Origin of the sequence: Janthinobacterium sp. PC23-8 (genome assembly GCF_002250505.1) — a bacterium.
Classification (GTDB): Bacteria; Pseudomonadota; Gammaproteobacteria; order Burkholderiales; family Burkholderiaceae_D; genus Janthinobacterium.
In genome coordinates, this window is the sequence record NZ_NJGY01000001.1 from 2,968,431 (window position 1) to 2,993,168 (window position 24,738).

The following is a 24,738-nucleotide window of genomic DNA, read 5'->3' on the forward strand; positions in this document are numbered from 1 at the left end:
TCATGCTGCAACCAGCACGCAGAAAGTATCGTAAAGAGCAGAAAGGCCGTAACACCGGTATTTCGCACAGCCGCGGCACCGCCGTGTCGTTTGGCGAATTCGGTCTGAAGGCAGTTGCGCGCGGTCGTATCACTGCACGTCAAATTGAAGCGGCGCGTCGTGCAATGACGCGTCACATCAAGCGCGGTGGCCGTATCTGGATCCGTATTTTCCCGGACAAACCGATTTCGAACAAACCGGCTGAAGTCCGTATGGGTAACGGTAAAGGTAATCCTGAGTACTACGTCGCTGAAATTCAGCCAGGCAAAGTACTGTACGAAATGGATGGCGTTGATGAAGCGCTGGCACGGGAAGCCTTCCGTCTTGCCGCCTCTAAACTGCCACTGGCGACGACGTTTGTCATTCGCCAAGTCGGCCAATAATTGGAGTTGAATATGAAAGCAACTGAACTCCGCGGCAAAGACCAGGCAGCTCTGCAAAAAGAGCTGAATGACTTGTTGAAGGCACAGTTCGGCCTGCGTATGCAAATCGCTACGCAACAGCTGAGCAACACTTCGCAGCTCAAGAAGGTACGCCGCGATATCGCGCGTGTGAAGACGGTAATGAATCTGAAGGAAGCCAAATGAACGAACCAGTGAAACAGTCGCTCAAGCGCACGCTGATCGGTAAAGTGGTATCCGACAAGATGGACAAGACCGTTACCGTTCTGATCGAGCGCCACGTAAAACATCCTTTGTATGGCAAGATCATCATGCGTTCGAACAAGTATCACGCGCATGACGAAACCAACCAGGTCAAAGCCGGTGACACGGTAGAGATCCAGGAAGGTCGTCCGATCTCCAAAACGAAGGCATGGACGGTGACACGTGTGGTTCAAGCCGCACCCATCGTTTAAATAAAATCCACCGTTTCGGCGGTGGTTTTTAATTAGTACTTGCAGGCCCGCAAATTGTATGTAATACTTGCGGGCTTCGTTCATGTAACGCCGCAAAGTGTCTGGCCACAGACATAGCTCCGCGGTCAGTTGATGTATGAAGGTCATGCACCCAAACAGTGAAGCCCAGCAGGGCGGCTCTGGCGGGACCAAGACTGACCGCGGGTCTACATTGTGTGGATTCTTCGGCTTAAGTTGGGAAAGAGAATACTATGATTCAAACTGAAAGCCGGCTCGAAGTGGCTGACAATACCGGTGCCAAGGAAGTTATGTGCATCAAGGTATTGGGTGGCTCCAAGCGCCGTTATGCTGGCATTGGCGATGTGATCAAGGTGACCGTCAAGGTTGCTGCGCCACGTGGCCGTGTCAAAAAAGGTGAAATTTATAACGCCGTGGTTGTGCGCACCGCTAAAGGTGTTCGCCGCCAAGACGGTTCCCTGGTGAAGTTCGACGGCAACGCCGCCGTTCTGTTGAACGCCAAGCTGGAGCCGATCGGTACCCGTATTTTTGGACCTGTCACGCGCGAACTGCGCACTGAGAAGTTCATGAAAATCGTGTCCCTGGCACCGGAAGTCCTGTAAGGAGTCGTAATGGATAAGATTCGTAAAAACGACGAAGTCATCGTTCTGACCGGGAAAGACAAGGGCAAACGTGGTGTGGTGCAGCAACGTATCGATGCTGAACATATCGTGGTTGATGGCATCAACGTCGCTAAAAAAGCGACCAAGCCAAACCCGATGACTGGCGTAACTGGTGGTATCGTCGACAAGACCATGCCAATTCACGTGTCCAACGTTGCATTGTTCAATGCAGCGACTGGCAAGGCAGATCGCGTGGGTTTCAAAGAAGTGGACGGCAAGAAAGTCCGCATCTTTAAATCCTCCGGCGAAGTAGTGAAGGCTTAAGAAATCATGGCACGTCTCCAAGAATTCTATAAAGAAAAAGTCGTTGCCGACCTGACCAGCAAGTTTGGTTACAAGTCGGTAATGGAAGTTCCACGCCTGACCAAGATCACCCTGAACATGGGTGTTGGTGAGGCTATCGCGGATAAAAAAGTTCTCGAGCACGCAGTTGCTGACTTGACCAAGATCGCCGGCCAGAAGCCAGTGACCACCAAGTCCCGCAAAGCGATCGCAGGCTTCAAAATCCGTGAAGGTTACCCGATCGGTACGATGGTCACCCTGCGCGGCGCTCGCATGTACGAGTTCCTGGATCGCTTCATTACCGTGGCTCTGCCGCGCGTACGCGATTTCCGTGGTGTGAACGGTCGTGCATTCGATGGTCGTGGCAACTACAACATCGGTGTCAAGGAACAGATCATTTTCCCTGAAATCGAATACGACAAGATTGACGCGTTGCGCGGTATGAATATCAGCATCACGACAACCGCTAAGACCGATGACGAAGCCAAAGCTTTGCTCGCCGCCTTTAAATTCCCTTTCAGGAACTGATCATGGCCAAACTGTCACTGATTAATCGTGAGATCAAGCGTGCTGACCTGGTGGCGAAATTCGCCCCTAAGCGCGAAGCTCTCAAGGCCATCGTGGATGACCAATCGAAATCGGAAGAAGAGCGCTACGAAGCTCGCCTGAAATTGCAGGCGCTGCCACGTAACTCGAACCCGACGCGTCAACGTAACCGTTGCGCCATCACCGGTCGTCCGCGCGGCACATTCCGTAAATTCGGTCTGGGTCGTATCAAGCTCCGTGAATTCGCCATGCGTGGTGAAATTCCGGGTATGACTAAAGCAAGCTGGTAATAGGAGAATATGCAATGAGTATGAGCGATCCTATCGCCGATATGCTGACCCGCATTCGTAACGCCCAGGGCGTGCAAAAAACGACCGTGGCCATGCCATCGTCGAAAGTCAAAATTGCGATTGCCAACGTCCTGAAGGACGAGGGTTACATTGAAGATTTCGCTGTTACCGAAGCTGGTGGCAAGGCGGAACTGAAGATCGGTTTGAAGTATTATGTTGGCCGTCCCGTCATTGAGCGCTTGGAGCGCGTGTCCCGTCCGGGCCTGCGCGTCTACAAAGGCAAAGACGAGATCCCTGTTGTGATGAATGGCTTGGGTGTGGCGATCGTGTCGACTCCGCAAGGCGTCATGACTGACCGCAAAGCACGCGCTACCGGTGTCGGCGGCGAAGTTATTTGCTACGTGGCTTAAGGAGTTACACATGTCTCGAGTAGCTAAAATGCCTATCGTTGTGCCAGCTGGCGCTGAAGTCGCCATCTCCGCACAAGCGATCACCGTAAAAGGCCCGCTGGGCGTGCTTTCCCAGGCCCTGACCGGCCAGGTCAAAGTAGAAAACAATGCAGGAACCCTGAGTTTCGACGTGGCCAATGACAGCCGCGAAGCCAATGCCATGTCCGGCACGCTGCGCGCACTGGTCAACAACATGGTCGTCGGCGTCACCAAGGGTTTCGAGAAAAAGCTGAACCTGGTAGGCGTGGGTTACAAGGCGCAAGCACAAGGCGACAAGTTGAATCTGTCCCTGGGCTTCTCGCACCCTGTAGTGCATGACATGCCAGCCGGCGTGACCTGCGCAACACCAACCCCGACCGAGATCCTGATCAAGGGTATCGACCGTCAACAGGTTGGCCAGGTCGCCGCTGAAGTTCGTGCTTACCGCTCCCCTGAGCCTTACAAGGGCAAGGGCGTTCGCTATGCGGACGAAGTGGTCAAGCTTAAAGAAACCAAGAAGAAGTAATTAGGGGCTGACGATGGATAAGAAAGAATCACGGCTTCGCCGCGGACGCCAAACCCGCATCAAGATTGCGGAATTGAAAGTAAATCGCTTGTCGGTGCACCGCACCAACCTGCACATTTACGCCAACCTGATCAGCCCGGACGCTAAAGTCCTGGTTTCGGCCTCGACGGCTGAAGCGGAAGTTCGCGCTGAACTGGCAGGCCAGTCCGGCAAAGGCGGCAATGCCGCTGCTGCAGCCTTGATCGGCAAGCGCGTCGCTGAAAAAGCGTTGAAAGCAGGGATTACCGAAGTTGCGTTTGACCGCTCCGGTTTCCGTTACCACGGCCGTGTGAAAGCGTTGGCAGAAGCCGCACGCGAAGCCGGTCTGAAGTTCTAAGGATCAATCATGGCAAAAATGCAAGCAAAAATGCAAAGCGACAAGCCGGATGATGGCATGCGCGAAAAAATGATCGCGATCAACCGCGTGACCAAAGTGGTCAAGGGTGGTCGTATCATGGGTTTCGCCGCGCTGACCGTAGTTGGTGATGGCGATGGCCGCGTCGGCATGGGCAAGGGCAAATCGAAAGAAGTGCCAGTTGGCGTGCAAAAAGCAATGGAAGAAGCTCGCCGCAACCTGATCAAAGTACCGCTCAAAAACGGTACCTTGCATCATACGGTAGTGGGTCGTCACGGCGCGTCGAAGGTTCTGATGAACCCAGCCAAGCCTGGTACCGGCGTGATCGCTGGTGGCGCAATGCGCGCGATCTTCGAAGTAATGGGCGTGACGGACGTGGTGGCGAAATCCACCGGTTCGAACAACCCTTACAACCTGGTGCGCGCTACGCTGGACGGCCTGTCGAAAATGAGTACTGCTTCCGATATCGCTGCCAAACGCGGCAAGTCGGTTGAAGACATTCTGGCTTAAGGTGGACAAAATGACAAACACAGTCAAAGTGCAATTGGTCAAGGGCTTGATCGGTACGCGCGAATCGCATCGCGCTACCGTGCGCGGTCTGGGTCTGCGTCGTGTAAATTCGGTTTCCGAACTGCAAGACACCCCATCCGTACGCGGCATGATCAATAAAGTATCGTATCTCGTTAAAGTTGTCGGGTAAGCCTTCGGGCTTACACGAACGGAGCAAATCATGGAATTGAATACTATTGCACCAGCCGAAGGCGCCAAGCACTACAAGCGTCGCGTCGGTCGCGGTATCGGCTCCGGCCTGGGTAAAACCTCGGGTCGTGGTCACAAAGGTCAGAAATCGCGTTCGGGCGGCTTTCATAAAGTCGGTTTCGAAGGCGGTCAGATGCCTCTGCAACGCCGTCTGCCCAAGCGCGGTTTCAAATCGATGCACGCCACCTTCAAAGCTGAAGTGCGCCTGTCCGATCTGAACAACCTGGCTGTTGGCGATGTCGACATTCTGGTCTTGAAGCAAGCTGGCGTTCTGGGCGTGTTGGCCCGTGACGTGCGCGTGATCTTGTCCGGCGAAATCACCAAAGCGGTGAATTTGAAGGGCTTGAAAGTGTCCGCTGGCGCGAAAGCCGCCATCGAAGCAGCCGGCGGCTCGGTAGCCTGAGTTGACCGCTAACAGCTTGATCGGAGCGAAAATTGGCGACTAATCCACAACTTGCTAAAAGTGCAGCGGCTGGTTTCCCTTGGGGACGGCTCTGGTTTTTGCTTGGCGCATTGGTGGTTTATCGTATCGGTGCTCACGTCCCGGTTCCCGGGATTGACCCGACACAATTAGCCTCGCTGTTCAAGGAGCACGAAGGCGGCGTTCTGGGCATGTTCAACATGTTCTCGGGCGGTGCCTTGTCTCGTTTTACAGTGTTTGCGCTGGGTATCATGCCTTATATCTCGGCCTCGATCATCATGCAATTGCTGTCGATCGTGTCACCGCAGATGGAAGCGTTGAAAAAAGAAGGCGAAGCAGGCCGTCGCAAGATCACCCAGTACACCCGGTATTTCACGGTGGCACTGGCCCTGTTTCAGGCGTTGGGTATTGCAGTCGCACTGGAGTCGCAAGCTGGTCTGGTGTTGGAACCTGGTCTTGCATTCCGCTTCGTGACGGTCGTCACTTTGTTGACCGGAACAATGTTTTTGATGTGGTTGGGTGAGCAGATTACCGAGCGTGGCTTGGGTAACGGCATCTCGATCATCATTTTTGCCGGTATCGCAGCAGGTCTGCCTTCCGCACTGGGTGGTTTGTTCAGCCTGGTATCGAATGGTTCGATCGGCAGCCTGGGCGCGATTTTCATCGTCCTGCTGGTAGCCCTGGTAACGTTCTTCGTGGTATTTGTCGAACGCGGCCAGCGCAAAATATTGGTCAATTACGCGAAGCGCCAGGTAGGCAACAAGATTTATGGCGGTCAAACCAGCCATTTGCCGTTGAAGCTGAACATGGCCGGCGTGATCCCGCCGATCTTTGCTTCTTCGATCATCTTGTTTCCGGCCACTATCGTGGACTGGTTTTCAAAGGGCGCCGACAACGCTAACCCTGCGGTGCGGTTCTTGAAAGATTTGGCAGCATCGATGGGGCCTGGTGAGCCTATCCATGCGCTGTTGTACGCAGTGGCCATCGTGTTTTTCTGTTTCTTCTATACGGCGCTGGTATTCAACAGCAAGGAAACAGCGGATAACTTGAAGAAAAGCGGTGCGTTCATTCCCGGGATTCGTCCAGGCGAGCAGACAGCCCGTTACATCGACAAGATCCTGACACGCTTGACACTTGCCGGCGCAGTCTACATCACCTTGGTGTGTTTATTGCCGGAATTTATGCAGGCCCAGTGGAAAGTACCATTCTATTTCGGCGGTACTTCTTTATTGATTATTGTAGTTGTCACCATGGATTTCATGGCGCAAGTACAGAACTACGTGATGTCGCAGCAATATGATTCACTGCTGCGCAAAGCAAATTTCAAGGGCGGAATTCCGACGCGTTAAGCGCGGTAAACATACCGAATGGCAAAAGACGACGTCATACAGATGCAGGGCGAGATTCTTGAGAATCTCCCAAATGCAACATTTCGAGTGAAGCTGGAGAACGGACACGTGGTGCTCGGGCATATTTCAGGTAAAATGCGGATGAATTATATTCGCATTCTCCCTGGAGACAAGGTGACGGTGGAGTTGACGCCGTATGACCTGAGCCGAGCCCGCATTGTGTTCCGTACCAAGTAACACACTGAATCAAACCAAAGAAGCGAAAGAAAGAGCCCCAAAATGAAAGTTCTCGCATCAGTCAAGCGGATCTGCCGCAACTGCAAGATCATCAAGCGCAAAGGCGTAGTCCGCGTAATCTGCGTGGAACCACGTCACAAGCAGCGTCAAGGTTAATCGAGGAATAACAAATGGCACGTATTGCAGGGGTTAATATCCCAAATCATCAGCATACCGTTATCGGCCTGACCGCCATCTACGGTGTAGGCCGTCCACGTGCACAGAAAATCTGTGCATCGACCGGTGTGGCAACCAACAAAAAGATCAAAGATCTGGATGACAGCGAACTGGAAAAACTGCGCGATGAAGTAGGTAAATTCATCGTCGAAGGCGATCTGCGTCGTGAACTGTCCATGAACATCAAGCGTTTGATGGATCTGGGTTGCTACCGTGGCATGCGTCATCGCAAGGGTCTTCCTTGCCGTGGCCAGCGTACGCGTACGAACGCACGTACCCGCAAGGGACCGCGTAAAGCCGCTCAATCGCTGAAAAAATAATCCGTTAGGGAATAATTATGGCCAAGTCGCAAAATAACGCCGCATCAGCACGCGTGCGTAAAAAAGTTAAAAAGAACGTCGCTGAAGGCATTGCACATGTCCACGCTTCGTTCAATAACACCATCATTACCATCACCGATCGTCAAGGCAATGCCTTGTCGTGGGCTACTTCCGGCGGTGCAGGCTTCAAGGGTTCGCGTAAATCGACCCCGTTCGCAGCGCAGGTCGCCGCGGAAGCCGCTGGTAAAGTGGCTGTCGAGTGTGGCGTGAAGAACCTGGAAGTGCGTATCAAGGGCCCAGGTCCTGGTCGTGAATCCGCTGTTCGCGCGCTGAACAACCTGGGCATCAAGATCACCGAGATCCAGGACGTGACGCCGGTACCGCACAACGGTTGCCGTCCACCGAAACGCCGTCGTATCTAAGACAGTGCCGCAGAGGGCGCTTCGGCGCCAGCTGCTGTCTTGTTTGTTGTATTGAGTACAGTTGTGTGAAAACGCTGGAGCAGGGAGCCGGAAACGGTTATACTGCCCGGCTGTTCTTGCCTGTCAAATTGTATTTGACGGGTTTTTCGTTTTCAGCCACCGTCTGATCGCAAGTGAATCAGACTAGCGCCTAACCGCATCAGTGTGTTTGATCATGCATGTGGCTGGGGCGTTATCATTTAAAAAAAGGAAGTCTCGTGGCACGTTATATCGGACCTAAAGCAAAACTCTCCCGCCGTGAAGGTACTGACCTGTTCCTGAAGAGCGCACGTCGCTCGCTCGACAGCAAGTGCAAACTGGACGTCAAACCAGGCCAGCACGGTGTCAAATCCGGCGCCCGCACCTCGGACTACGGTAACCAACTGCGCGAAAAGCAAAAAGTCAAGCGCATGTACGGCGTGCTGGAACGTCAATTCCGTCGCTACTTCGCTGAAGCAGACCGTCGTAAAGGCAACACCGGCGAAACGCTGTTGAAGTTGCTGGAAACGCGTCTGGACAACGTTTGCTACCGCATGGGCTTTGGCTCGACCCGCGCTGAAGCGCGTCAACTGGTCAGCCACAAAGCATTCACCGTGAACGGTATCGTTGTCAACATCGCTTCGTACTCGGTCAAAGTCGGCGACATCATCGCTGTTCGTGAAAAATCGAAAAAGCAAGTGCGTATCGTCGAAGCGCTGTCGCTGGCCGAACAAGTTGGCATGCCTAGCTGGGTTTCGGTTGATGCCAAGAAAATGGAAGGTACTTTCAAGTCCCTGCCAGAACGTAACGAAATCGCCAACGACGTCAACGAATCGCTGATCGTCGAGCTGTACTCGCGTTAATAGCAGTTAGCACCACCATCGCCCACTCACTGAGTGGGCGTTTTACCAATATGCCATCAGCCTTATCGGCGTAACGAGCCGAGGGTATTGAAAAGGACATTTCATGCAAAACAGTTTGTTGAAGCCACGTATTATCGATGTTGAAGCTCTCGGTGCAGGTCACGCCAAGGTCGTGATGGAACCGTTCGAGCGCGGCTATGGCCACACATTGGGTAACGCGTTGCGCCGCGTTCTGCTGTCGTCGATGGTGGGCTACGCGCCGACCGAAGTGACGATCGCCGGCGTCGTCCACGAATATTCCTCCCTCGATGGCGTGCAAGAAGACGTCGTCGATCTGTTGCTGAACTTGAAGGGTGTGGTCTTCAAAGTCCACAACCGCGATTCGGTAACCCTGACCCTGAAAAAAGAAGGCGAAGGCGCGATCCTGGCCTCCGATATCGACCTGCCGCATGACGTCGAACTGATCAACCCTGATCACGTGATCGCCCACCTGACCGCCGGTGGCAAGCTGGACATGCAGATCAAGGTTGAAAAAGGCCGCGGCTACGTTCCTGGCAACGTGCGTCGCCTGTCGGAAGACACCAATAAAACCATCGGCCGCATCATCCTGGACGCTTCGTTCTCGCCAGTGCGCCGCGTGTCGTACTTCGTTGAATCGGCACGCGTCGAACAGCGTACCGACCTGGACAAGCTGATCATCAACATCGAAACCAACGGCGTGATCTCGCCGGAAGAAGCGATCCGCCAGTCGGCCCGCGTCCTGGTGGACCAGTTGAATGTGTTCGCCGCCCTGGAAGGCACGGAAGCGGCTGCGGAAGCACCATCGCGCGCGCCGCTGGTCGATCCTATCCTGCTGCGTCCAGTCGACGATCTGGAATTGACCGTGCGTTCGGCCAACTGCCTGAAAGCGGAAAACATCTACTACATCGGCGACCTGATCCAGCGTTCGGAAAACGAGCTGCTGAAAACGCCAAACCTGGGCCGCAAGTCCCTGAATGAAATCAAGGAAGTGCTGGCGTCGCGAGGCCTGACCTTGGGCATGAAGCTGGAAAACTGGCCGCCTGCCGGTCTGGAAAAGTAATCTGAAATTTGCAGCAAACTGCCTGGGACAGGTGTCCCAGGCTTTTATTTTTGAAGTGCCAAACCGGTCCGCGATGAAGCGCTTGCTTCATTGATCGAAGAACTGGATTTAAACTCACTACCGAAAGGATTTACCATGCGTCACGGTCACGGCCTCCGTAAACTGAATCGTACCTCGTCCCACCGTCTGGCTATGCTGCGCAACATGACAGTATCGCTGCTGCGTCACGAAGCGATCAAAACCACCCTGCCAAAAGCAAAAGAACTGCGCCGCGTTGTCGAGCCAATTCTGACCATCGGCAAAACCGATACCCTGGCAAACAAGCGTCTGGCCTTCAACCGCCTGCGCGACCGTGAAATGGTCGTCAAGCTGTTCGCTGAACTGGGCCCGCGTTATGCCAACCGTAACGGTGGTTATGTGCGTATCCTGAAAATGGGCTTCCGCGTCGGCGACAATGCTCCTATGGCATTCGTTGAACTGATGGATCGTCCAGATACGACCGAAGCAGTTGAAGTCGCTGGCGAGTAATCCCAGTCACTGCATCAGGAAAAGCCAGGCCTAGCCTGGCTTTTTTGCTTTCTGCTGCAACCGGCTACGCCGCGGTGTACTATTCTTCTTTCGCGCCGGCCCTGCATGCCCGCGCGGCTCCTGGTCGAATGGTCAAAAAGGTCGTCATGTTTCGTTTCTCCTCCGGCGCCACGCCGCTGCATCAAGTATCCCGCTGGTTTGCGGGCTTTCTGTTCTTGTTGATTGCCATATTCGGCGTTGCGCACGCCCGCGCCGACGATGAATTTCTGGACCCCGAACTGGCGTTCAAGTTCTCCGCGCGCATGCAGGACCCGTCCACCATCGCCGTCACCTACGTCATCGCCGACGGCTACTATATGTACCACGAGCGCTTCAAGTTCGAGGCCACCGGCGCCAGGCTGGGCACGCCAGTGTTCCCGAAGGGCAAGGTCAAGTTCGATGAAACGTTCCAGAAGAACGTCGAAACCTTCCGCCATACGCTGACCATCAGCATTCCCGTCGAGGCCGCCGGCGCCTTTACGCTCAAGGCCACGGGGCAAGGCTGCTCCGACAAGGGCTTGTGCTACGCGCCGCAGGATGCGACGGCCCGGTTGGTGGGCGCCGCCGCCTCGACAGTCGCGCTGCCGGCCGCGCCCGCCGTCAACGGTCCGCTGGCGCAAGCCTCGCCGGGCGTTTCCGTGATGAGTATTCCACAGGCTGATATCACCAGCACACCGGACCCGGACCCGGTCCCGGTCCCGGTTCCGGTCGCTGCTGCGCCGGCGCCACTAGCGGCCCCGGCCGCAGCGCCCGCGCCCACGCAGATGGGCAGCATCGAGTCTGCCTTAAAAGGCGGCAAGCTGCTGGTGATCGTGCCATTGTTCATGTTGCTGGGCCTGGGGCTGGCATTTACGCCGTGCGTGCTGCCGATGGTGCCGATCCTGTCGTCGATTATCGTCGGCGATGGCGGCAAGGTCAGCCGTTCGCGCGGCTTGCTGCTGTCGCTGACCTATGCGCTGGGCATGGCCATCGTCTATACGGCGCTGGGCGTGGCGGCCGGCCTGGCCGGCGAAGGACTGGCGGCCAAGCTGCAGAATCCCTGGGTACTCGGTTTCTTTGCGCTGCTGATGGCGGGCCTGTCGCTGTCGATGTTCGGTTTTTACGAATTGCAGGTGCCGGCCTTCTTGCAGGGCAAGCTGACCACCGTGTCGAACCAGCAGTCGTCGGGCCGCCTTGCCGGCGTGTTCGTGATGGGCGCGATTTCCGCCCTGATCGTCGGTCCCTGCGTGGCCGCGCCGCTGGCCGGGGCCTTGCTGTACATCAGCCAGACGCGCGACGTCGTGATCGGCGGCAGCGCGCTGTTTGCCATGGCGGTCGGCATGAGCGTGCCCTTGATCCTGGTGGGCGTGTCGGCCGGCGCCTTGCTGCCGCGGGCAGGCGCCTGGATGGATGCCGTCAAACGTTTCTTTGGCGTATTGCTGCTGGGCGTGGCCTGGTGGCTGGTGTCGCCGGTGCTGCCGGGTGCGCTGCAGATGCTGGGCTGGACGGCGCTCTTGATCGGCTACGGCATGTATCTGCTGGTCGGCAAAAGCAGCTCGAAAAACGCCTGGGTACCAAGAGCCTTCGGCCTGGTGTTTGCCATCCTCGGTGCGGTGCAGCTGGTGGGAGCTGCCAGTGGCGGGCGCGATCCGCTGGCGCCATTGGCCCATCTTGGCGGTGGCCAGGTCCACGCGCAGCCGTTCGTGCGCGTAAAAACCGTGGCCCAGCTCGACGCGGCGCTGGCGCAGCTGAACGGCAAAACAGCCTTGCTCGATTTTTACGCCGACTGGTGCGTGTCCTGCAAGGAGATGGAAAAGCTGACCTTCGTGGCGCCGGCCGTGCGCGAGAAGATGGGACAATCGGTGCTGCTGCAGGTCGACGTGACGGCCAATGACGCCGACGACAAGGCCATGCTGAAACGCTTCCAGCTGTTCGGCCCGCCGGGCATCATCATGTTTGACCGCCAGGGCCAGGAGATCGCCCACTCGCGCGTGATCGGCTTCCAGAATGCCGAAACGTTCCTGGCATCGCTCGCCAGGCTCGATGTCAAGTAAGCGTTTACTCGCGCTGTAACGACGAAAAAGGCCTGCATTGCAGGCCTTTTGTTTGACTTCAACCGGTTCAGCCGGCTTTAGGCTGTGGTCCATGGCCGCCATGATGACCATGGTAGCCACCCTTGCCACCATGTTTGCCGCCCGGCACGCTGTCATCGAACACTTTCTGTTGTTCCGGCGTCAGTACGGCATAAAACGTTTTCAATGACGCCAGGCGGCTTTCCTGGCCGGCGAGGTGCTCCTTCGACATGGCGATCCATTGCTCCATGCGCTCGGGCGCCGACAGCCTGGCGAACGCTTCGCGCTTGGCCTTCCAGTCGCCGGTGGGTTTTTTCGGCGCATTGGCGGCCGTGAAGGTGGCCCAGGCCGGTTCTTGTGCAGTAGTCAGTTTCAGCTTGTCATGCAGGCGCGCCTGGTACCTGGCCATGCGTTCGGCCGGGTTGCCGCGCTCGGCCCTATGAGTGCGCGGGCCATCGTGGATGGCCTTCGGGTTGCTGCTGGCGGCCGGTGCGCTGGCGGGCTCTTGCTGGGCGTGGACGGTCAGCGATGCGGCACCCATGCCGAGTACGCTCAGCGCGATGATCAGGTGTTTGCGTACGGAGTGAAATGAGGTGTTCATCTGGATTCCTTTATAAGTGAAAAAGCATGTACATGTCTGTGCACATGAATCCAGTGTGGCGCCGCCATGTTTCCACGAAGTGTCCGCTGTCCGACAGATTGTATCTGTATGTTTCGTCACATGGTCTATATACAAGACGATACAAATGCGCTGTGCACAGCCCTGTGAAGTGGGGATAATTCAGGCATGGAAACCACTTCTACAATACTGATCGTCGACGACGACCGCGATATCCGCAGCCTGCTGGCGGATTACCTGGAAACCAACGCCTACCGCACCCTGGGCGCGGCCGATGGCACTGCCATGTGGAAGGTGTTGGATGAAACCCGGCCCGACCTGATCGTGCTCGACCTGAACTTGCCCGGCGACGACGGCCTGACCCTGTGCCGCAAGCTGCGCGCGCAGTCGACCGTGCCGGTGATCATGCTGACGGCCCGCAACGAACCGCTGGACCGCATCCTGGGCCTGGAGATGGGCGCCGACGATTACCTGCCGAAACCGTTCGAGCCGCGCGAGTTGCTGGCGCGCATACGCAGCGTGCTGCGCCGCAGCCATGCGATGCCGTCGAACGCGCCGTCGGACAAGGCGCAGCAGATCCGCTTTTCCGGCTGGACCCTGGACCTGACGGCACGCCACCTGCTCAACCCGACCGGCGTGGTGATCATGCTGTCGGGCGCGGAATTCCGCCTGCTGCGCGTGTTCCTCGAGCATCCCAACCGCGTGCTCAACCGCGACCAGTTGCTCAACCTCACGCAGGGGCGCGACGCCGATCCGTTCGACCGCTCGATCGATATCCAGATCAGCCGGCTGCGGCAAAAGCTCGGCGAGGATGCGCGCTTGCCGCAAATCATCAAGACCGTGCGCAACGGCGGCTATGTGCTGGCCGGCCAGGTCAATGTGGAGCCGCACGCGTGAAGGCCTTTCTTGGTTCGATGACGGGGCGCGTCTTCATGGTGCTGCTGCTGGGCGTGGTGGCCTCGGCCGCGCTGACGCAGTGGCTGGCCGTGGGCGAACGCCAGCGCGCCATCGCGCAGTATCGCGACTATCACGCCGTCGAGCGCGCCGAACAACTGGTGATGTCGACCGACATGGTGCCGCTGGCCTCGCGCGCCGCCTACCTGAAGGTGGCCAACAAGGGCAGCGTGCGGCTTGAACTGCGGCCGGACGCGCAACACGCGATCGGTACGCCGACCGAGTTTTCCACCGCGCTGCAAGCCAAGCTGGGCGAGGCCTTCAAGGTCACCGCACTGGCCCAGCGGCCGGACGCCTGCGTCAAGCCGCAAAAATCACCGGACCTGTTTTCGCCCAAGCACTGGGGCGGCACCTGCGAAAGCCTGGACGTGCGCATGCAGGACGGCCACATGCTGCGCCTGCTGGTGCTGCCGCCGCGCCAGCCCGCTTTCGCCGAACACAACGACTGGATGACCCTGCTGCCTTTCCTGATCAGCATCGCCATCCTTGCTTACCTGGTCACGCGCATGACCATGCGCCCGTTGAAACAGCTGGCGCAGGCGGCGAAAGATCTGGGCAACGATATCAACCATCCGCCGCTGGCCCTGACGGGTGCGAGCGAAATCCGCCAGGCGAGCGCGGCCTTCAACGCCATGCAGGCGCGCATCCGCCAGCATATTTTCCAGCGCACGCAGATGCTGGCCGCCATCACCCATGATCTGCAAACCCCGCTCACGCGATTGCGCCTGCGGCTGGAAAAAGTGGCCGATTCGGACCTGCATGAACGCCTGGTCGGCGATTTGTCGGCCATGCAAAGCATGGTCAAGGAGGGACTGGACCTGGCGCGCTCGATGGACAGCACCGAAGCGATGCAGGCGCTCGATGTCGACTCGCTGCTCGACAGCGTCTGTTCGGACGCCGCCGATGCGGGCCAGAACGTGACCCTGGAAGGCCAGGCCGGCATGGCCCTGATGGGCCGCCCGATCGCCATGCGGCGCTGCCTGGTCAACCTGATCGACAATGCCGTCAAATATGGCCAGTACGCGCAGGTGACGGTCGAGCGCCTGGCGGGGGCGGCGCGCATCCGCATCCGTGATGGCGGCCCCGGCATTGCGCCGGACCAGTTGTCCAAGGTGTTCGAGCCGTTCTACCGCATCGAGACCTCGCGCTCGCGCGAGTCCGGCGGCACTGGCCTGGGATTGACGATCGCGCGCAATATCGCCGAACAGCACGGCGCCACGGTGTTGCTGTCCAATCATGTGGACGGCGGGCTGGAAGTGACGCTGGTGGTGCCACAATATTATGCAGGAAAGTGATAATTTCCCATGATGCTTTCATGCGACAATACTGCCCTTAATGCCTTTCGGCAATTAATTCAACCTGTAAAATCCGCGCCGAAACAGCGTGACGAATAATGAAAAAAACTAGCCTGGCAATCCTGGTCGGTGCCGCCCTGTGTCTCGGTGGCGGCATCTGGTATTTCAATCATCAGGGCGCCGACAAGCCCAAGGCGGGGGCGGCGGGCAAGGGTGGCGGCCAGGCGCCAACCAGCGTGAGCGTGGTCAGGCCGGTGCGCCAGGACGTGCCCATCGTGCTGCAGGCCAATGGCAGCGTGACGCCGATCAACAGCGTCGAGCTGCATCCGCAAACCACCAGCACGATTGCCAAAGTGCATATCCGCGAAGGCCAGTTCGTCAGGCAAGGCGAGCTGATGTTTACCCTGGACGCGCGTGCCGCCAGCGCGAACGTGGAAAAAGCCCAGGCGCAAGTGTTGCGCGACCGCGCTTCGGTGCAGGACCTGGAACGCCAGCTCAAGCGCAGCAACGATTTGCTGAGCAAGAATTTCATCGCCCAGGGCGCTGTCGACACCCTGCAAAGCCAGTTAGATGCGGCGCGCGCCTTGCTTGCCGCCGACCAGGCCGCCTTGCGCGCGGCCCAGGTCGACTCCAGTTATACCGTCTTGCGCGCGCCCCTGAGCGGCCGCGTGGGCGCCATCGGCGTCTATCCGGGCAGCCTGGTGCAGCCCACCACGTCACTGACGAGCATTACCCAGCTCGACCCGATCGACGTGGTGTTCACCTTGCCGGAAAGCAGTCTGTCGGCCTTGCTGTCGGCGCAGAAAGCGGGCGACGTGCCGGTCACGGCGCTGCTGGCCGACGCCGGCAGCAAGCAGGTGCAGGGCAAGCTGAACTTTATCGACAATGCCGTCGATGCGACATCGGGCATGATCAAGGTCAAGGCGCGCTTCGGCAATACGCAAACCGATCTGTGGCCGGGGCAGTACATCAATACGCAGATGACGGTGCAGACCCTCAAGGACGCACTGGTCATTCCGCAAAATGCCATTATCACCACCACCGCCGGCACCCTGGTCTACACCATGGAGGCCGACAATACGGCCAAATCGCGCAAGGTCACGCGCGTGCATGGGTTCGGCCCCAATGCCGCCGTGACGGGCTTGAACGGTGATGAACAAGTGATTGTCGACGGCAAGCAGAACCTGCGTCCGGGCAGCAAGGTGCGCCTGGCGGAAAAGCGCCCGGAGGTGCTTGAACCTGCTGCCGCCACGACCACGGCGGGCAAGCCAGCATGAATCTGTCCGAATTGAGCATCCGCCGCCCCGTGATGGTGGTGCTGCTGTCGCTCTCCATCATCCTGGCCGGCGTGCTGGCCTATCTGCGCATTCCGGTGGCGGCCTTGCCGAGCTATAACACGCCCGTGATCAACGTCAGCGCCGACCTGGCCGGCGCCAGCCCGGAAACCATGGCCTCCTCGGTGGCCTTGCCGCTGGAAAAGCAGTTTTCCACGATTTCCGGCCTGAACCTGATCACCTCCACCAGTACCCTGGGCAACACTTCGCTGACCTTGGAGTTTGATGCGAGCATCAATGTCAATGAGGCGGCCGTCGACGTGCAGGCGGCGCTGCTGCGCGCGCAGCGCCAGTTGCCGACCGAAATGACGGACCTGCCGTCCTACCGCAAGGTCAACCCGGCCGACGCGCCGGTGCTGTTCATCCAGATGACGTCGCCATCGTTGAATCTGTCGGATCTGAACGACTATGCGGAAAACCTGATCGCCCCGAGCCTGTCGACCTTGCCCGGCGTGGCGCAGGTGGTGGTCAACGGCCAGAAGCGCTTTGCGGTGCGGGTGCGTGCGCGCGCCGACCTGATGAATGCGCGCGACCTGACCATGGACGAGCTGGCAGCGGCATTGCGCGCCTCGAACACCAATTCGCCGCTGGGTATTCTTGACGGCCCCAGTCAGACTCTGACCATCCAGGGCAATCCGCAAATGATGAAAGCAGCCGATTTTGCCGAGCTGATCGTCGCCAGCCGCAACGGCCAGCCCGTGCGCCTGAAAGACGTGGCCGTGGTGGAAGACAGCTTTCAATCGATCAAGTCGGTCGGCAGTTTCAATGGCGAACGCTCGATCAGCCTGATGGTGCAACGCCAGCCCGACGCCAATACGGTGCAGGTGGTCGATGGCGTGCGCCGCCTGCTGCCAGGCTTCAAGGAGCAACTGCCGCAGTCGATCCAGATCAGCCTGGTCAACGACCGTTCGCTGTCGATCCGCGAAGCGATCCACGACGTCAACCTGACCCTGGCCCTGACGGTGGTGCTGGTGGTGCTGGTGATCTTCCTGTTCCTGCACCGCGCGGCCGCCACCTTCATTCCCGCCGTCACCATGCCGATTTCGCTGTTGGGCGCGCTGGCCCTGCTGTACTGGCTCGGTTACAGCCTCGACAATATCTCGCTGCTGGGCATTACCCTGGCCGTCGGCCTGGTGGTCGATGACGCCATCGTGGTGCTGGAAAACATCGTGCGCCATATCGAGATGGGCAAGAAGCCGATCCAGGCCGCGCTGGTGGGCGCGAAAGAGATGGGTTTTACCATTATCTCGATTTCCGTCTCGCTGGTGGCCGTGTTCATTCCGATCTTCTTCATGCCGGGCGTGATCGGCCTGCTGTTCCATGAATTTGCCGTGGTGGTGTCGCTGGCCATCCTGGTGTCGGCCATCATCTCGCTGACCCTGGTGCCGATGCTGGCCAGCCGCTTCCTGCCGGCCGGCGCGCAGGGGCACGACAATGAGCACGACCACACCCAGGAAAAAACCTTTATCGGCCGCCATTTCGAAGCCGGTTTTACGCGCGTGCGCAACGGCTATGTGCGCGTGCTCGACCTGGCGCTGGCGCACCGCACCGTGGTGCTGCTGATTGCGGTGGCCACCTTTGCCCTGACGGTGCTCTTGTATGTCACCATACCGAAGGGTTTTTTCCCCGAGGAAGACCTGGGCCAGATCCAGGTCAATACGGAAGCGTCGGAAGATATCTCGTCGGCAGCGCTGCAGGCCTTGCAGGGGCGCATGGCGGCCGTCATCAAGGCCGACCCCAGCGTGCAGGACGTGACCTCGTTCGTCAGCGGCGGCAATACGGGCCGCATGTTCCTGGTGCTCAAACCGCGTACTGAACGGCCGAAAATGCCGGTGGTGCTGGAAAACCTGCGCCGGGCGACGAGCGCCGTGCCCGGCATGGCCGTGTATTTCCGTCCGGTGCAAAACTTGCAGCTGGGCGGGCGCCAAAGCAAGAGCCGCTATCAATACACCTTGCAAAGCGTCAGCCCCGACGCCCTGAATGACTGGGCAGAAAAGTTTTTATCGGGCATGCGCGCCGACCCGGCCTTCCGCGACGTCACCAGCGACTCGCAGATCAAGGGCCTGCAGGCATCGTTGAAGATCGACCGCGACAAGGCCAATATGCTGGGCGTGCAGATGTCGGATATCCGCACGGCGCTCTACAGCGCCTTTGGCGAACGGCAGGTGTCGACCATTTATTCGTCTGCCGCCAGCTACTACGTGATCCTGGAGGCGGCCACGCCGGACCGCCAGTATGACGACGCCCTGACGCGCGTGTCGGTGCGCAGCAAGACGGGCGAGCTGGTGAAACTGTCGAGCATCGCCCGGGTCGAGCGCACCATCGGCCCCACCTCGGTCAACCACCAGGGGCAGCTGCAGGCCGTCACCATCGCCTTCAACCTGGCGCCGGAGGTGCCGCTCGGCATTGCCACCGGCAAGATCGACGTGATGAGCAAGGGCATGAACCTGCCCGCTTCCATCATTACCCGCTACGGCGGCGACGCGGCGGTGTTCCAGGATTCGCAGGCTAGCCAGATCATCCTGATCATCGCCGCGCTGGCCGTCATCTATGTGCTGCTGGGGGTCTTGTACGAAAGCTATATCCACCCGCTGACCATTTTGGCCGGCCTGCCGTCGGCGGCCGTCGGCGCGCTGCTGACCTTGCGCCTGTTCGGCATGGACCTGACCATGATCGCGATTATCGGCATCCTGATGCTGATCGGCATCGTCAAGAAAAACGCCATCATGATGATCGACTTCGCCCTGCATGCGCAGAGGAACGAAGGCCTGGCGCCGGCTGACGCGATACGCCAGGCGTGCATCTTGCGTTTCCGTCCCATCATGATGACCTCGGCGGCGGCCCTGATGGGCGCCTTGCCGATCGCGCTGGGCCTGGGCGCGGGCGCCGAGCTGCGCCAGCCGCTGGGCCTGGCCGTGGTCGGCGGCCTGCTGTTCTCGCAAGTCATTACCCTGTTCATTACGCCCGTGATTTATCTGTTCCTCGATAAATACAGCGGTACGGGACCCATGACGGATGAGCAACTGGTGGCACTTGATAACAAGGCGTGATCTGTCGGGCAAGAACTGCCGGCGCGCCCGGTTTTTGTATTGCTGTAAGGTGAGTGATACATACGGTAACAACCGTCAAGGGCCGCTTCGGCTACTCTGCCAGTCGATGCAAGGAATGCGGCGATCCTGTACGCTTCGGGTGGCAAGGACGCCGCAAGTGTTCCCAAAAGCGCGCCGCTCTGGCAATATGACTGCCCGGTTAGATTACCTTTGTTGCTACAAAGAAAGCACGATTTATTTTGCATGACACGACCCACCCGATGGCGGCCGATACCGGCTATTGCCCCACCTGCGGGCAATTGATCCAGCCACCCCTGACGTATGGCGCGAAGACCGGCACCCGCCGCAGGGTGATACTGGGCGTGTCCGTCTTGCTGCACGTGTTGATTGCCGCGTATGCCTTGCTGCATACTGACAAGATCGAAAAAATTCCACCGCCGAAGAAAGAAAGCGCGATGGTGTATATCGCGCCGATGAAGGACAAGCCGACGCCGAAGCCGACGCCGAAGCCGACCCCGAAGCCGACGCCGAAGGAAACCAAGGTCGCCAAGGTCAAGCCGCCGCCACCACGGGCCAGCAAGCCGGTGGTGACGAAAAACGTGCCGCGTGACAAGCCGAAGCTGGAAACCTACACGCCGCCGCTGGTGTCGAAAGTGCCGTTGCCGCCGCCGCCGGCCGAAGACATGAGCGCCATGATCGAGCAGCGCCGCCAGCAGCGCCAGGCGCAGCAACCGTCGCCACCGGCCGAGGAAAGCGAAAACGACCGCGCCATGCGCGTGGCCAAGGCCAATATCGCGCGCGCCCAGGGCCGCAATTCGGGCAGCGACAACGAGGATTCGGGTGGCGTGTTTTCCATCGTCAACCAGACCTCCTTCAGCGCCGAGGTCAAGTTCAAGGGCTGGAACGGCAACTTCAAGCGCAACTGGCTGAAGCAGGAAAAAGTGGAAATTGGCAACGAACCCGATATCGAATCGGCCATCATCAAGAAGATGATCCAGCTGATCCGCGCCGAAAAGCCGGGCGACTTTGTATGGGAATCGCGCCGCCTGGGCCGCAACGTCAACCTCAGCGCCCGCGTCGAGGATACGGCCGAGCTGACCGCCTTCCTGCGCCAGGAATTCTTTTCCGAAAAACGGCCGGGACGGCGCTAAAAAAAGGCGGCGCACCGAAGTGAGCCGCCTTTTTCACGTGCCACGCCGAATTGACAATCAGGCCGGCTTGTCCGCTTCGGCGCCCGCTTCCGGTTCCACGTCGTCTTCCATCTCGATCAGTTCAACCATCTGCGCGGCGCCGTCTTCGCTGATGCCGGCCAGTTCCATGATCTTGTCATTGGCTTCCTCGATGCCGACCCGTTTCAGGGCCGAGAACAGCTGCACCGTGAACGGGAAGCCGACGCCGTCTTCATCGACATAGCTGTCGAGCTTGGCCTTGGCCTGGCGCAGAGCGTTGACCGACTCGTTGCGGTTCAGTTTGTCGACTTTCGTCAGAATGCAGTGGATCGGCTTGCCGGTCGGCGCGAACCATTCCAGCATCTGGATGTCGAGATCCGTAAACGGGCGGCGCGAATCCATGATCAGCACCAGGCCGGCCAGTTGTTCGCGGCGCTGCACATAGTCGCCCAGCAAGCGCTGCCAGTGCAGCTTGGCCGAGCCCGATACTTCCGCATAGCCATAACCGGGCAAGTCGACCAGCAGGCATTCGATTTCCTCGACAATGGTGGCATCCTTGCGGTGCTGGCCCACATGGGCGCCGCCGATCGAGAAATAGTTGATATGCTGGGTACGGCCAGGCGTCTTGGAAGCGAACGCCAGGCCTTTCTGGTTGCACAAGATATTGATGGCGGTCGATTTGCCGGCATTGGAGCGGCCGGCAAAGGCGATTTCCGGCACCGAGGTATCGGGCAGGTCACGCAGTTGATTGACGGTCGTAAAGAAACGGGCTTGCCAGAGTTTTGACATGGGAGTAGTGATGCAAGAAAAGGGAGCGATAAGAGAGCAATAACGCCAAGAAGCTATTGTACAATAAGGAGTTGTTAATTGTTGCCGGCGTAGCAGCGATGCGGCTTGCGGCCCTGAAAATAATGCAAAAATCCCAGGGCGCGGCAATGTCCACCACTAATTTCTCACTGTCCCAGGGTGCCTGAATGAATCGTGCATTTTCACCGTTGTTCAAATCCATGTTGCTCGCTTTGCTGGCCGTCTCGGCCACCGTGTCGGCCGCCGAAGCACCGAAAGCCGCCGTCAAAGCCGATGCCAGCAAGGGCGCCACCCTGTACGCCGAGGGCGACGCCGCACGCGGCTTGCCCGCCTGCGTCTCCTGCCATGGCGCGGCCGGCAATTCGACCATTGCGGTCAATCCCAAGCTGGCCGGCCAGCACGAGAACTATCTCTACAAGCAGCTGGTCGACTTCACCACGCCGCAGCGCAACCAGCCCGTGATGTCGACTTACGCCAAGATGCTCAGCGACGCCGACAAGAAAAACGTTGCCGCCTATCTGGGCGCGCAGCTGGCCAAACCGGGCGCCGCCAAGAACAAGAACACCGTCGAACTGGGCAAGAAGATTTACCGTGGCGGCATCGCCGCCAAGCAAGTCGCGGCCTGCGCCAGCTGTCATGGCGCGGCGGGCAATGGCATTCCCGTGCAATATCCACGCATCGCCGGCCAGCACCAGGACTACACGGTGGCCCAACTGACCCTGTTCCGCAGCACCAAGGCCGACGCGCGCAAGAACAGCGAGCAGATGCATGCCATCGCTGCGCGCATGTCGGACGATGAAATCGCCGCCGTGGCAGATTACATTGCCGGCCTCAAGTAAGTTTTCGTAAAGGCAATCACTGCGGTGCGGAGGAAGAGGGCAGCCATGGCGAGGGGCTGCCCTTTTTTATGTGCGCCAGCCAAACTGGGTTATGCTGCCGCCTTGCGCAGATGAAACCCTCCCGCCTTTTAAGATTGTCATTCAGCATGAGTATCAACATGATAGTAGTCCCAGCATGAGTACCAGCACCACCGGCATCGAACTCAAGACGCAGCGCCGCAGCCTGGCCGAATTCGTCGAGCTGGTCTCGTCGATGCGTTTTGCCATCAGCCTCCTGACCCTGATCGCCGTGGCGTCGGTGATCGGCACCGTGCTCAAGCAGAACGAGCCGATGCCCAATTACATCAACCAGTTCGGCCCGTTCTGGTTTTCCGTGTTCGACAAGCTGAGCCTGTATTCGGTCTATTCGGCCTGGTGGTTCCTGCTGATCATGGGTTTCCTGGTCGCCTCGACCTCGCTATGCATCGTGCGCAATGCGCCGAAGATGCTCAAGGACATGCGCAGCTGGCGTGAAACCGTGCGCGAACAGTCGTTGCGCAATTTCCACCACAAGATGGAGTGGCAGGCGGCCCTGCCGCGCACCGCGCTGGCGCAGCAGATGGTGATGCGCCTGAAAGACGCCGGCTACCAGGCCAGGATCGTGGAAAAAGACAAGGCCACGCTGGTGGCGGCCAAGCGCGGCGCGGCCAACAAATGGGGCTATATCTTTGCCCATGGCGCCATCGTCATTATCTGCGTCGGCGGCTTGCTCGACTCGGAAATGCCGATCAGGGTGCAACAATGGTTCTTCGGCAAGACGCCGTTTGCCGGCAGCGGTGTGATCGCGGAGATTCCCGCCAAGCACCGCTTAAGCCTGTCCAACCCTACCTTCCGTGGCAACACCATGATTCCGGAAGGCTCGACCAGCAGCACCGCCATTATCCCGCAAGCCGATGGCGTGCTGATCCAGGACCTGCCGATCACCATCCTGCTCAAGAAATTCCATATCGATTTCTATAGCACCGGCATGCCCAAGCTGTTTGCCAGCGATGTGGTGATCACCGACCATGAAACGGGCAAGAGTTTCCCTGCCACCATCAAGGTCAACCAGCCGCTGCTGTACAAAGGCCTGGCCTTGTACCAGTCCAGCTTTGAAGATGGCGGCAGCAAGCTCAAGCTGACCGGTTTCCCGATGGCCGGCAAGACCGACAAACGCTTCGATATCGGCGGCGAAGTGGGCGGCAACACACCTCTGGAGCGTAGCGACGGCAATTCGTATACGGTCGAATGGTCGGGTTTCCGTCCGTTCAACGTGGAAAACATGAGTTCCGGCCAGGATGTGCGGGCCGTCAGCAAGGCGGAAAGTTTCAACGAGAAATTTGCCGTCGGTTTGGATAAACGCCTGGGGTCCGCCGCCAAAAACGCCAATAACAAGGACCTGAAAAACGTCGGTCCGAGCGTGCTGTATAAATTGCGTGACAAGACGGGCCAGGCCCGCGAGTACCAGAACTACATGCAGCCGGTTACGGTAGACGGCGCGCTGATATTTTTGGCCGGCATGCGCATCAACCCCAGCGACGCCTTCAGCTATCTGCGCATTCCCGCCGATGACAATTACACGGTCAAGGAATGGATGCGCCTGCGCGCCGCGCTGCAGGACCCGCAGCTGCGCGAGCAGGCCGCCGCCAGCTATGCGCAGCGCGCCATGCCGAACGCCAACGCCGAGGCGCTGCGCGGCCAGTTGCAGGAATCGGCCGCGAAAAGCCTGGCCATCTTTGCCGGCCACGGGCAAGAAGGCGGTTTCCTGGCCATTTCGCGTTTCCTGGAAAAAGTGCCCAAGGCCGAGCAGGAAAAGGCGGCCGACATTTTCATGAAGATCCTCAACGGCAGCTTGTGGGACTTGTGGCAGGCCGCGCGCGCCAAGGCTGGCTTGAGCGCCATCGAGGCCGATGAAAAGCACGGCCGTTTCCTGCAACTGGCCACCAATGCGCTGTCCGATAGTTTCTTCTATGGCGCGCCGGTGTATTTGCAGCTCGATGAATTTACGGAAATCAAGGCGTCCGTGCTGCAAGTGACGCGCTCGCCCGGCAAGGGCGTGGTCTACCTGGGCTGTTTGTTCCTGGTGATCGGCGTGTTTTCCATGTTCTATATCCGCGAGCGCCGCCTGTGGGTGTGGATCAGGGATGATGTGGACCGGCCCGGCGAGAGCACGGCCCTGATGGCCATGAGCACCCAGCGCAAGACGCTGGACTTCGAAAAAGAATTTGAGAACCTGAAGGCAAGATTGCCGCAATCGGCGTAAGCTGCGCCTGAGCCGGCGTCGCGCCGCGCAGGCACTGGAGAAAAA

At 58.7% G+C, this 24,738-nt stretch carries 32 protein-coding genes; 29 read left to right on the top strand and 3 right to left on the bottom strand.

What is annotated here, in order from left to right; all coding sequences use genetic code 11:
* Positions 1–2 precede the first annotated feature (2 nt).
* The 22 genes from rplP to dsbD all read left to right on the top strand — a co-directional run bounded on the left by rplP (position 3) and on the right by dsbD (position 12,327).
* On the top strand, positions 3–422 hold the full coding sequence (gene rplP, locus CD932_RS12710; RefSeq protein WP_010394411.1) for a 50S ribosomal protein L16: 420 nt from the start codon (positions 3–5) through the stop codon (positions 420–422).
* Between the two features lie 12 nt (positions 423–434).
* Positions 435–626: a 50S ribosomal protein L29 gene (rpmC, locus tag CD932_RS12715; protein ID WP_065310321.1), complete on the top strand. Its 192-nt coding sequence runs from the start codon at positions 435–437 to the stop codon at positions 624–626.
* A complete protein-coding gene (rpsQ, locus tag CD932_RS12720) occupies positions 623–895 on the top strand; it encodes a 30S ribosomal protein S17 (protein ID WP_065310148.1) in 273 nt (90 codons plus the stop codon). The genes rpmC and rpsQ overlap by 4 nt, the downstream gene beginning before the upstream one ends.
* Before the next feature lie 251 nt (positions 896–1,146).
* Positions 1,147–1,515 (top strand): 50S ribosomal protein L14, encoded by a 369-nt coding sequence (gene rplN, locus CD932_RS12725; protein WP_008444317.1) that lies wholly within the window; start codon positions 1,147–1,149, stop codon positions 1,513–1,515.
* Between the two features lie 9 nt (positions 1,516–1,524).
* Positions 1,525–1,839 (top strand): 50S ribosomal protein L24, encoded by a 315-nt coding sequence (gene rplX / locus CD932_RS12730; RefSeq protein WP_065310147.1) that lies wholly within the window; start codon positions 1,525–1,527, stop codon positions 1,837–1,839.
* Between the two features lie 6 nt (positions 1,840–1,845).
* Positions 1,846–2,385 carry a 50S ribosomal protein L5 gene (gene rplE / locus CD932_RS12735; protein ID WP_010394421.1) on the top strand — a complete coding sequence of 180 codons (540 nt, stop codon included), beginning with the start codon at positions 1,846–1,848 and terminating at the stop codon, positions 2,383–2,385.
* A 2-nt stretch (positions 2,386–2,387) separates the two neighbouring features.
* Positions 2,388–2,693, top strand: a complete 306-nt coding sequence (gene rpsN / locus CD932_RS12740) for a 30S ribosomal protein S14 (protein ID WP_010394423.1) — start codon at positions 2,388–2,390, stop codon at positions 2,691–2,693.
* A gap of 14 nt (positions 2,694–2,707) precedes the next feature.
* Positions 2,708–3,103 (top strand): 30S ribosomal protein S8, encoded by a 396-nt coding sequence (rpsH, locus tag CD932_RS12745; protein WP_094442957.1) that lies wholly within the window; start codon positions 2,708–2,710, stop codon positions 3,101–3,103.
* 10 nt (positions 3,104–3,113) lie between these two features.
* Complete coding sequence (gene rplF / locus CD932_RS12750; RefSeq protein WP_065310145.1) at positions 3,114–3,647, top strand: 50S ribosomal protein L6; 534 nt, start codon at positions 3,114–3,116, stop codon at positions 3,645–3,647.
* Between the two features lie 13 nt (positions 3,648–3,660).
* Positions 3,661–4,023: a 50S ribosomal protein L18 gene (rplR, locus tag CD932_RS12755; protein ID WP_010394431.1), complete on the top strand. Its 363-nt coding sequence runs from the start codon at positions 3,661–3,663 to the stop codon at positions 4,021–4,023.
* Positions 4,024–4,032: 9 nt separating this feature from the next.
* Positions 4,033–4,551 (top strand): 30S ribosomal protein S5, encoded by a 519-nt coding sequence (rpsE, locus tag CD932_RS12760; protein ID WP_010394433.1) that lies wholly within the window; start codon positions 4,033–4,035, stop codon positions 4,549–4,551.
* A 10-nt stretch (positions 4,552–4,561) separates the two neighbouring features.
* Complete coding sequence (gene rpmD, locus CD932_RS12765; RefSeq protein WP_010394435.1) at positions 4,562–4,741, top strand: 50S ribosomal protein L30; 180 nt, start codon at positions 4,562–4,564, stop codon at positions 4,739–4,741.
* Between the two features lie 30 nt (positions 4,742–4,771).
* Entirely contained in the window at positions 4,772–5,203 is a 432-nt protein-coding gene (rplO, locus tag CD932_RS12770) for a 50S ribosomal protein L15 (protein WP_034753211.1), read from the top strand.
* Between the two features lie 32 nt (positions 5,204–5,235).
* Positions 5,236–6,570, top strand: coding sequence for a preprotein translocase subunit SecY (secY, locus tag CD932_RS12775; protein ID WP_094442958.1), 1,335 nt, complete (start codon positions 5,236–5,238; stop codon positions 6,568–6,570).
* 18 nt (positions 6,571–6,588) lie between these two features.
* Positions 6,589–6,807: a translation initiation factor IF-1 gene (gene infA, locus CD932_RS12780; protein WP_005663428.1), complete on the top strand. Its 219-nt coding sequence runs from the start codon at positions 6,589–6,591 to the stop codon at positions 6,805–6,807.
* Positions 6,808–6,849: 42 nt separating this feature from the next.
* Positions 6,850–6,963: a 50S ribosomal protein L36 gene (gene rpmJ, locus CD932_RS12785; protein ID WP_010394471.1), complete on the top strand. Its 114-nt coding sequence runs from the start codon at positions 6,850–6,852 to the stop codon at positions 6,961–6,963.
* 14 nt (positions 6,964–6,977) lie between these two features.
* On the top strand, positions 6,978–7,343 hold the full coding sequence (gene rpsM, locus CD932_RS12790) for a 30S ribosomal protein S13 (RefSeq protein ID WP_094442959.1): 366 nt from the start codon (positions 6,978–6,980) through the stop codon (positions 7,341–7,343).
* A gap of 17 nt (positions 7,344–7,360) precedes the next feature.
* Complete coding sequence (gene rpsK / locus CD932_RS12795; RefSeq protein ID WP_010394475.1) at positions 7,361–7,765, top strand: 30S ribosomal protein S11; 405 nt, start codon at positions 7,361–7,363, stop codon at positions 7,763–7,765.
* A 257-nt stretch (positions 7,766–8,022) separates the two neighbouring features.
* The gene (rpsD, locus tag CD932_RS12800) at positions 8,023–8,646 is read left to right on the top strand and encodes a 30S ribosomal protein S4 (protein ID WP_038496998.1); all 624 of its coding nucleotides are present in this window, start codon (positions 8,023–8,025) and stop codon (positions 8,644–8,646) included.
* Between the two features lie 103 nt (positions 8,647–8,749).
* Positions 8,750–9,727 carry a DNA-directed RNA polymerase subunit alpha gene (gene rpoA / locus CD932_RS12805; protein ID WP_008444343.1) on the top strand — a complete coding sequence of 326 codons (978 nt, stop codon included), beginning with the start codon at positions 8,750–8,752 and terminating at the stop codon, positions 9,725–9,727.
* A gap of 135 nt (positions 9,728–9,862) precedes the next feature.
* Positions 9,863–10,255, top strand: a complete 393-nt coding sequence (gene rplQ / locus CD932_RS12810) for a 50S ribosomal protein L17 (protein ID WP_094442960.1) — start codon at positions 9,863–9,865, stop codon at positions 10,253–10,255.
* Between the two features lie 146 nt (positions 10,256–10,401).
* Positions 10,402–12,327 (top strand): protein-disulfide reductase DsbD, encoded by a 1,926-nt coding sequence (dsbD, locus tag CD932_RS12815; protein WP_094443618.1) that lies wholly within the window; start codon positions 10,402–10,404, stop codon positions 12,325–12,327.
* Between the two features lie 67 nt (positions 12,328–12,394).
* Here the strand turns inward: dsbD and CD932_RS12820 are convergent, their stop codons facing one another.
* Positions 12,395–12,946 carry a Spy/CpxP family protein refolding chaperone gene (locus CD932_RS12820; protein ID WP_094442961.1) on the bottom strand — a complete coding sequence of 184 codons (552 nt, stop codon included), beginning with the start codon at positions 12,944–12,946 and terminating at the stop codon, positions 12,395–12,397.
* 186 nt (positions 12,947–13,132) lie between these two features.
* Here CD932_RS12820 and CD932_RS12825 point away from each other — a divergent pair, with 186 nt between their 5' ends.
* The 5 genes from CD932_RS12825 (at position 13,133) to CD932_RS12845 (ending at position 20,748) form a co-directional block, all read left to right on the top strand.
* Positions 13,133–13,861, top strand: a complete 729-nt coding sequence (locus CD932_RS12825; RefSeq protein WP_065310140.1) for a response regulator — start codon at positions 13,133–13,135, stop codon at positions 13,859–13,861.
* Entirely contained in the window at positions 13,858–15,213 is a 1,356-nt protein-coding gene (locus CD932_RS12830) for an ATP-binding protein (protein ID WP_094442962.1), read from the top strand. The genes CD932_RS12825 and CD932_RS12830 overlap by 4 nt, the downstream gene beginning before the upstream one ends.
* Positions 15,214–15,311: 98 nt before the next feature.
* Positions 15,312–16,490, top strand: a complete 1,179-nt coding sequence (locus tag CD932_RS12835; RefSeq protein WP_094442963.1) for an efflux RND transporter periplasmic adaptor subunit — start codon at positions 15,312–15,314, stop codon at positions 16,488–16,490.
* Positions 16,487–19,597: an efflux RND transporter permease subunit gene (locus CD932_RS12840; RefSeq protein ID WP_094442964.1), complete on the top strand. Its 3,111-nt coding sequence runs from the start codon at positions 16,487–16,489 to the stop codon at positions 19,595–19,597. Before CD932_RS12835 ends, CD932_RS12840 begins: the two co-directional genes overlap by 4 nt.
* Positions 19,598–19,836: 239 nt before the next feature.
* On the top strand, positions 19,837–20,748 hold the full coding sequence (locus CD932_RS12845) for a hypothetical protein (protein WP_254926566.1): 912 nt from the start codon (positions 19,837–19,839) through the stop codon (positions 20,746–20,748).
* Between the two features lie 57 nt (positions 20,749–20,805).
* Here CD932_RS12845 and yihA read toward each other — a convergent pair whose 3' ends face one another.
* Entirely contained in the window at positions 20,806–21,555 is a 750-nt protein-coding gene (gene yihA / locus CD932_RS12850; RefSeq protein WP_094442965.1) for a ribosome biogenesis GTP-binding protein YihA/YsxC, read from the bottom strand.
* A complete protein-coding gene (locus CD932_RS28815) occupies positions 21,503–21,775 on the bottom strand; it encodes a hypothetical protein (RefSeq protein ID WP_176460819.1) in 273 nt (90 codons plus the stop codon). Before CD932_RS28815 ends, yihA begins: the two co-directional genes overlap by 53 nt.
* On the opposite strand from CD932_RS28815, the gene CD932_RS12855 reads away from it, so the two are divergent.
* Entirely contained in the window at positions 21,741–22,412 is a 672-nt protein-coding gene (locus CD932_RS12855) for a cytochrome c (RefSeq protein ID WP_094442966.1), read from the top strand. The two genes, CD932_RS28815 and CD932_RS12855, sit on opposite strands and share 35 nt — an antisense overlap.
* A 175-nt stretch (positions 22,413–22,587) precedes the next feature.
* The gene (locus CD932_RS12860; RefSeq protein WP_094442967.1) at positions 22,588–24,693 is read left to right on the top strand and encodes a cytochrome c biogenesis protein ResB; all 2,106 of its coding nucleotides are present in this window, start codon (positions 22,588–22,590) and stop codon (positions 24,691–24,693) included.
* Positions 24,694–24,738 lie beyond the last annotated feature (45 nt).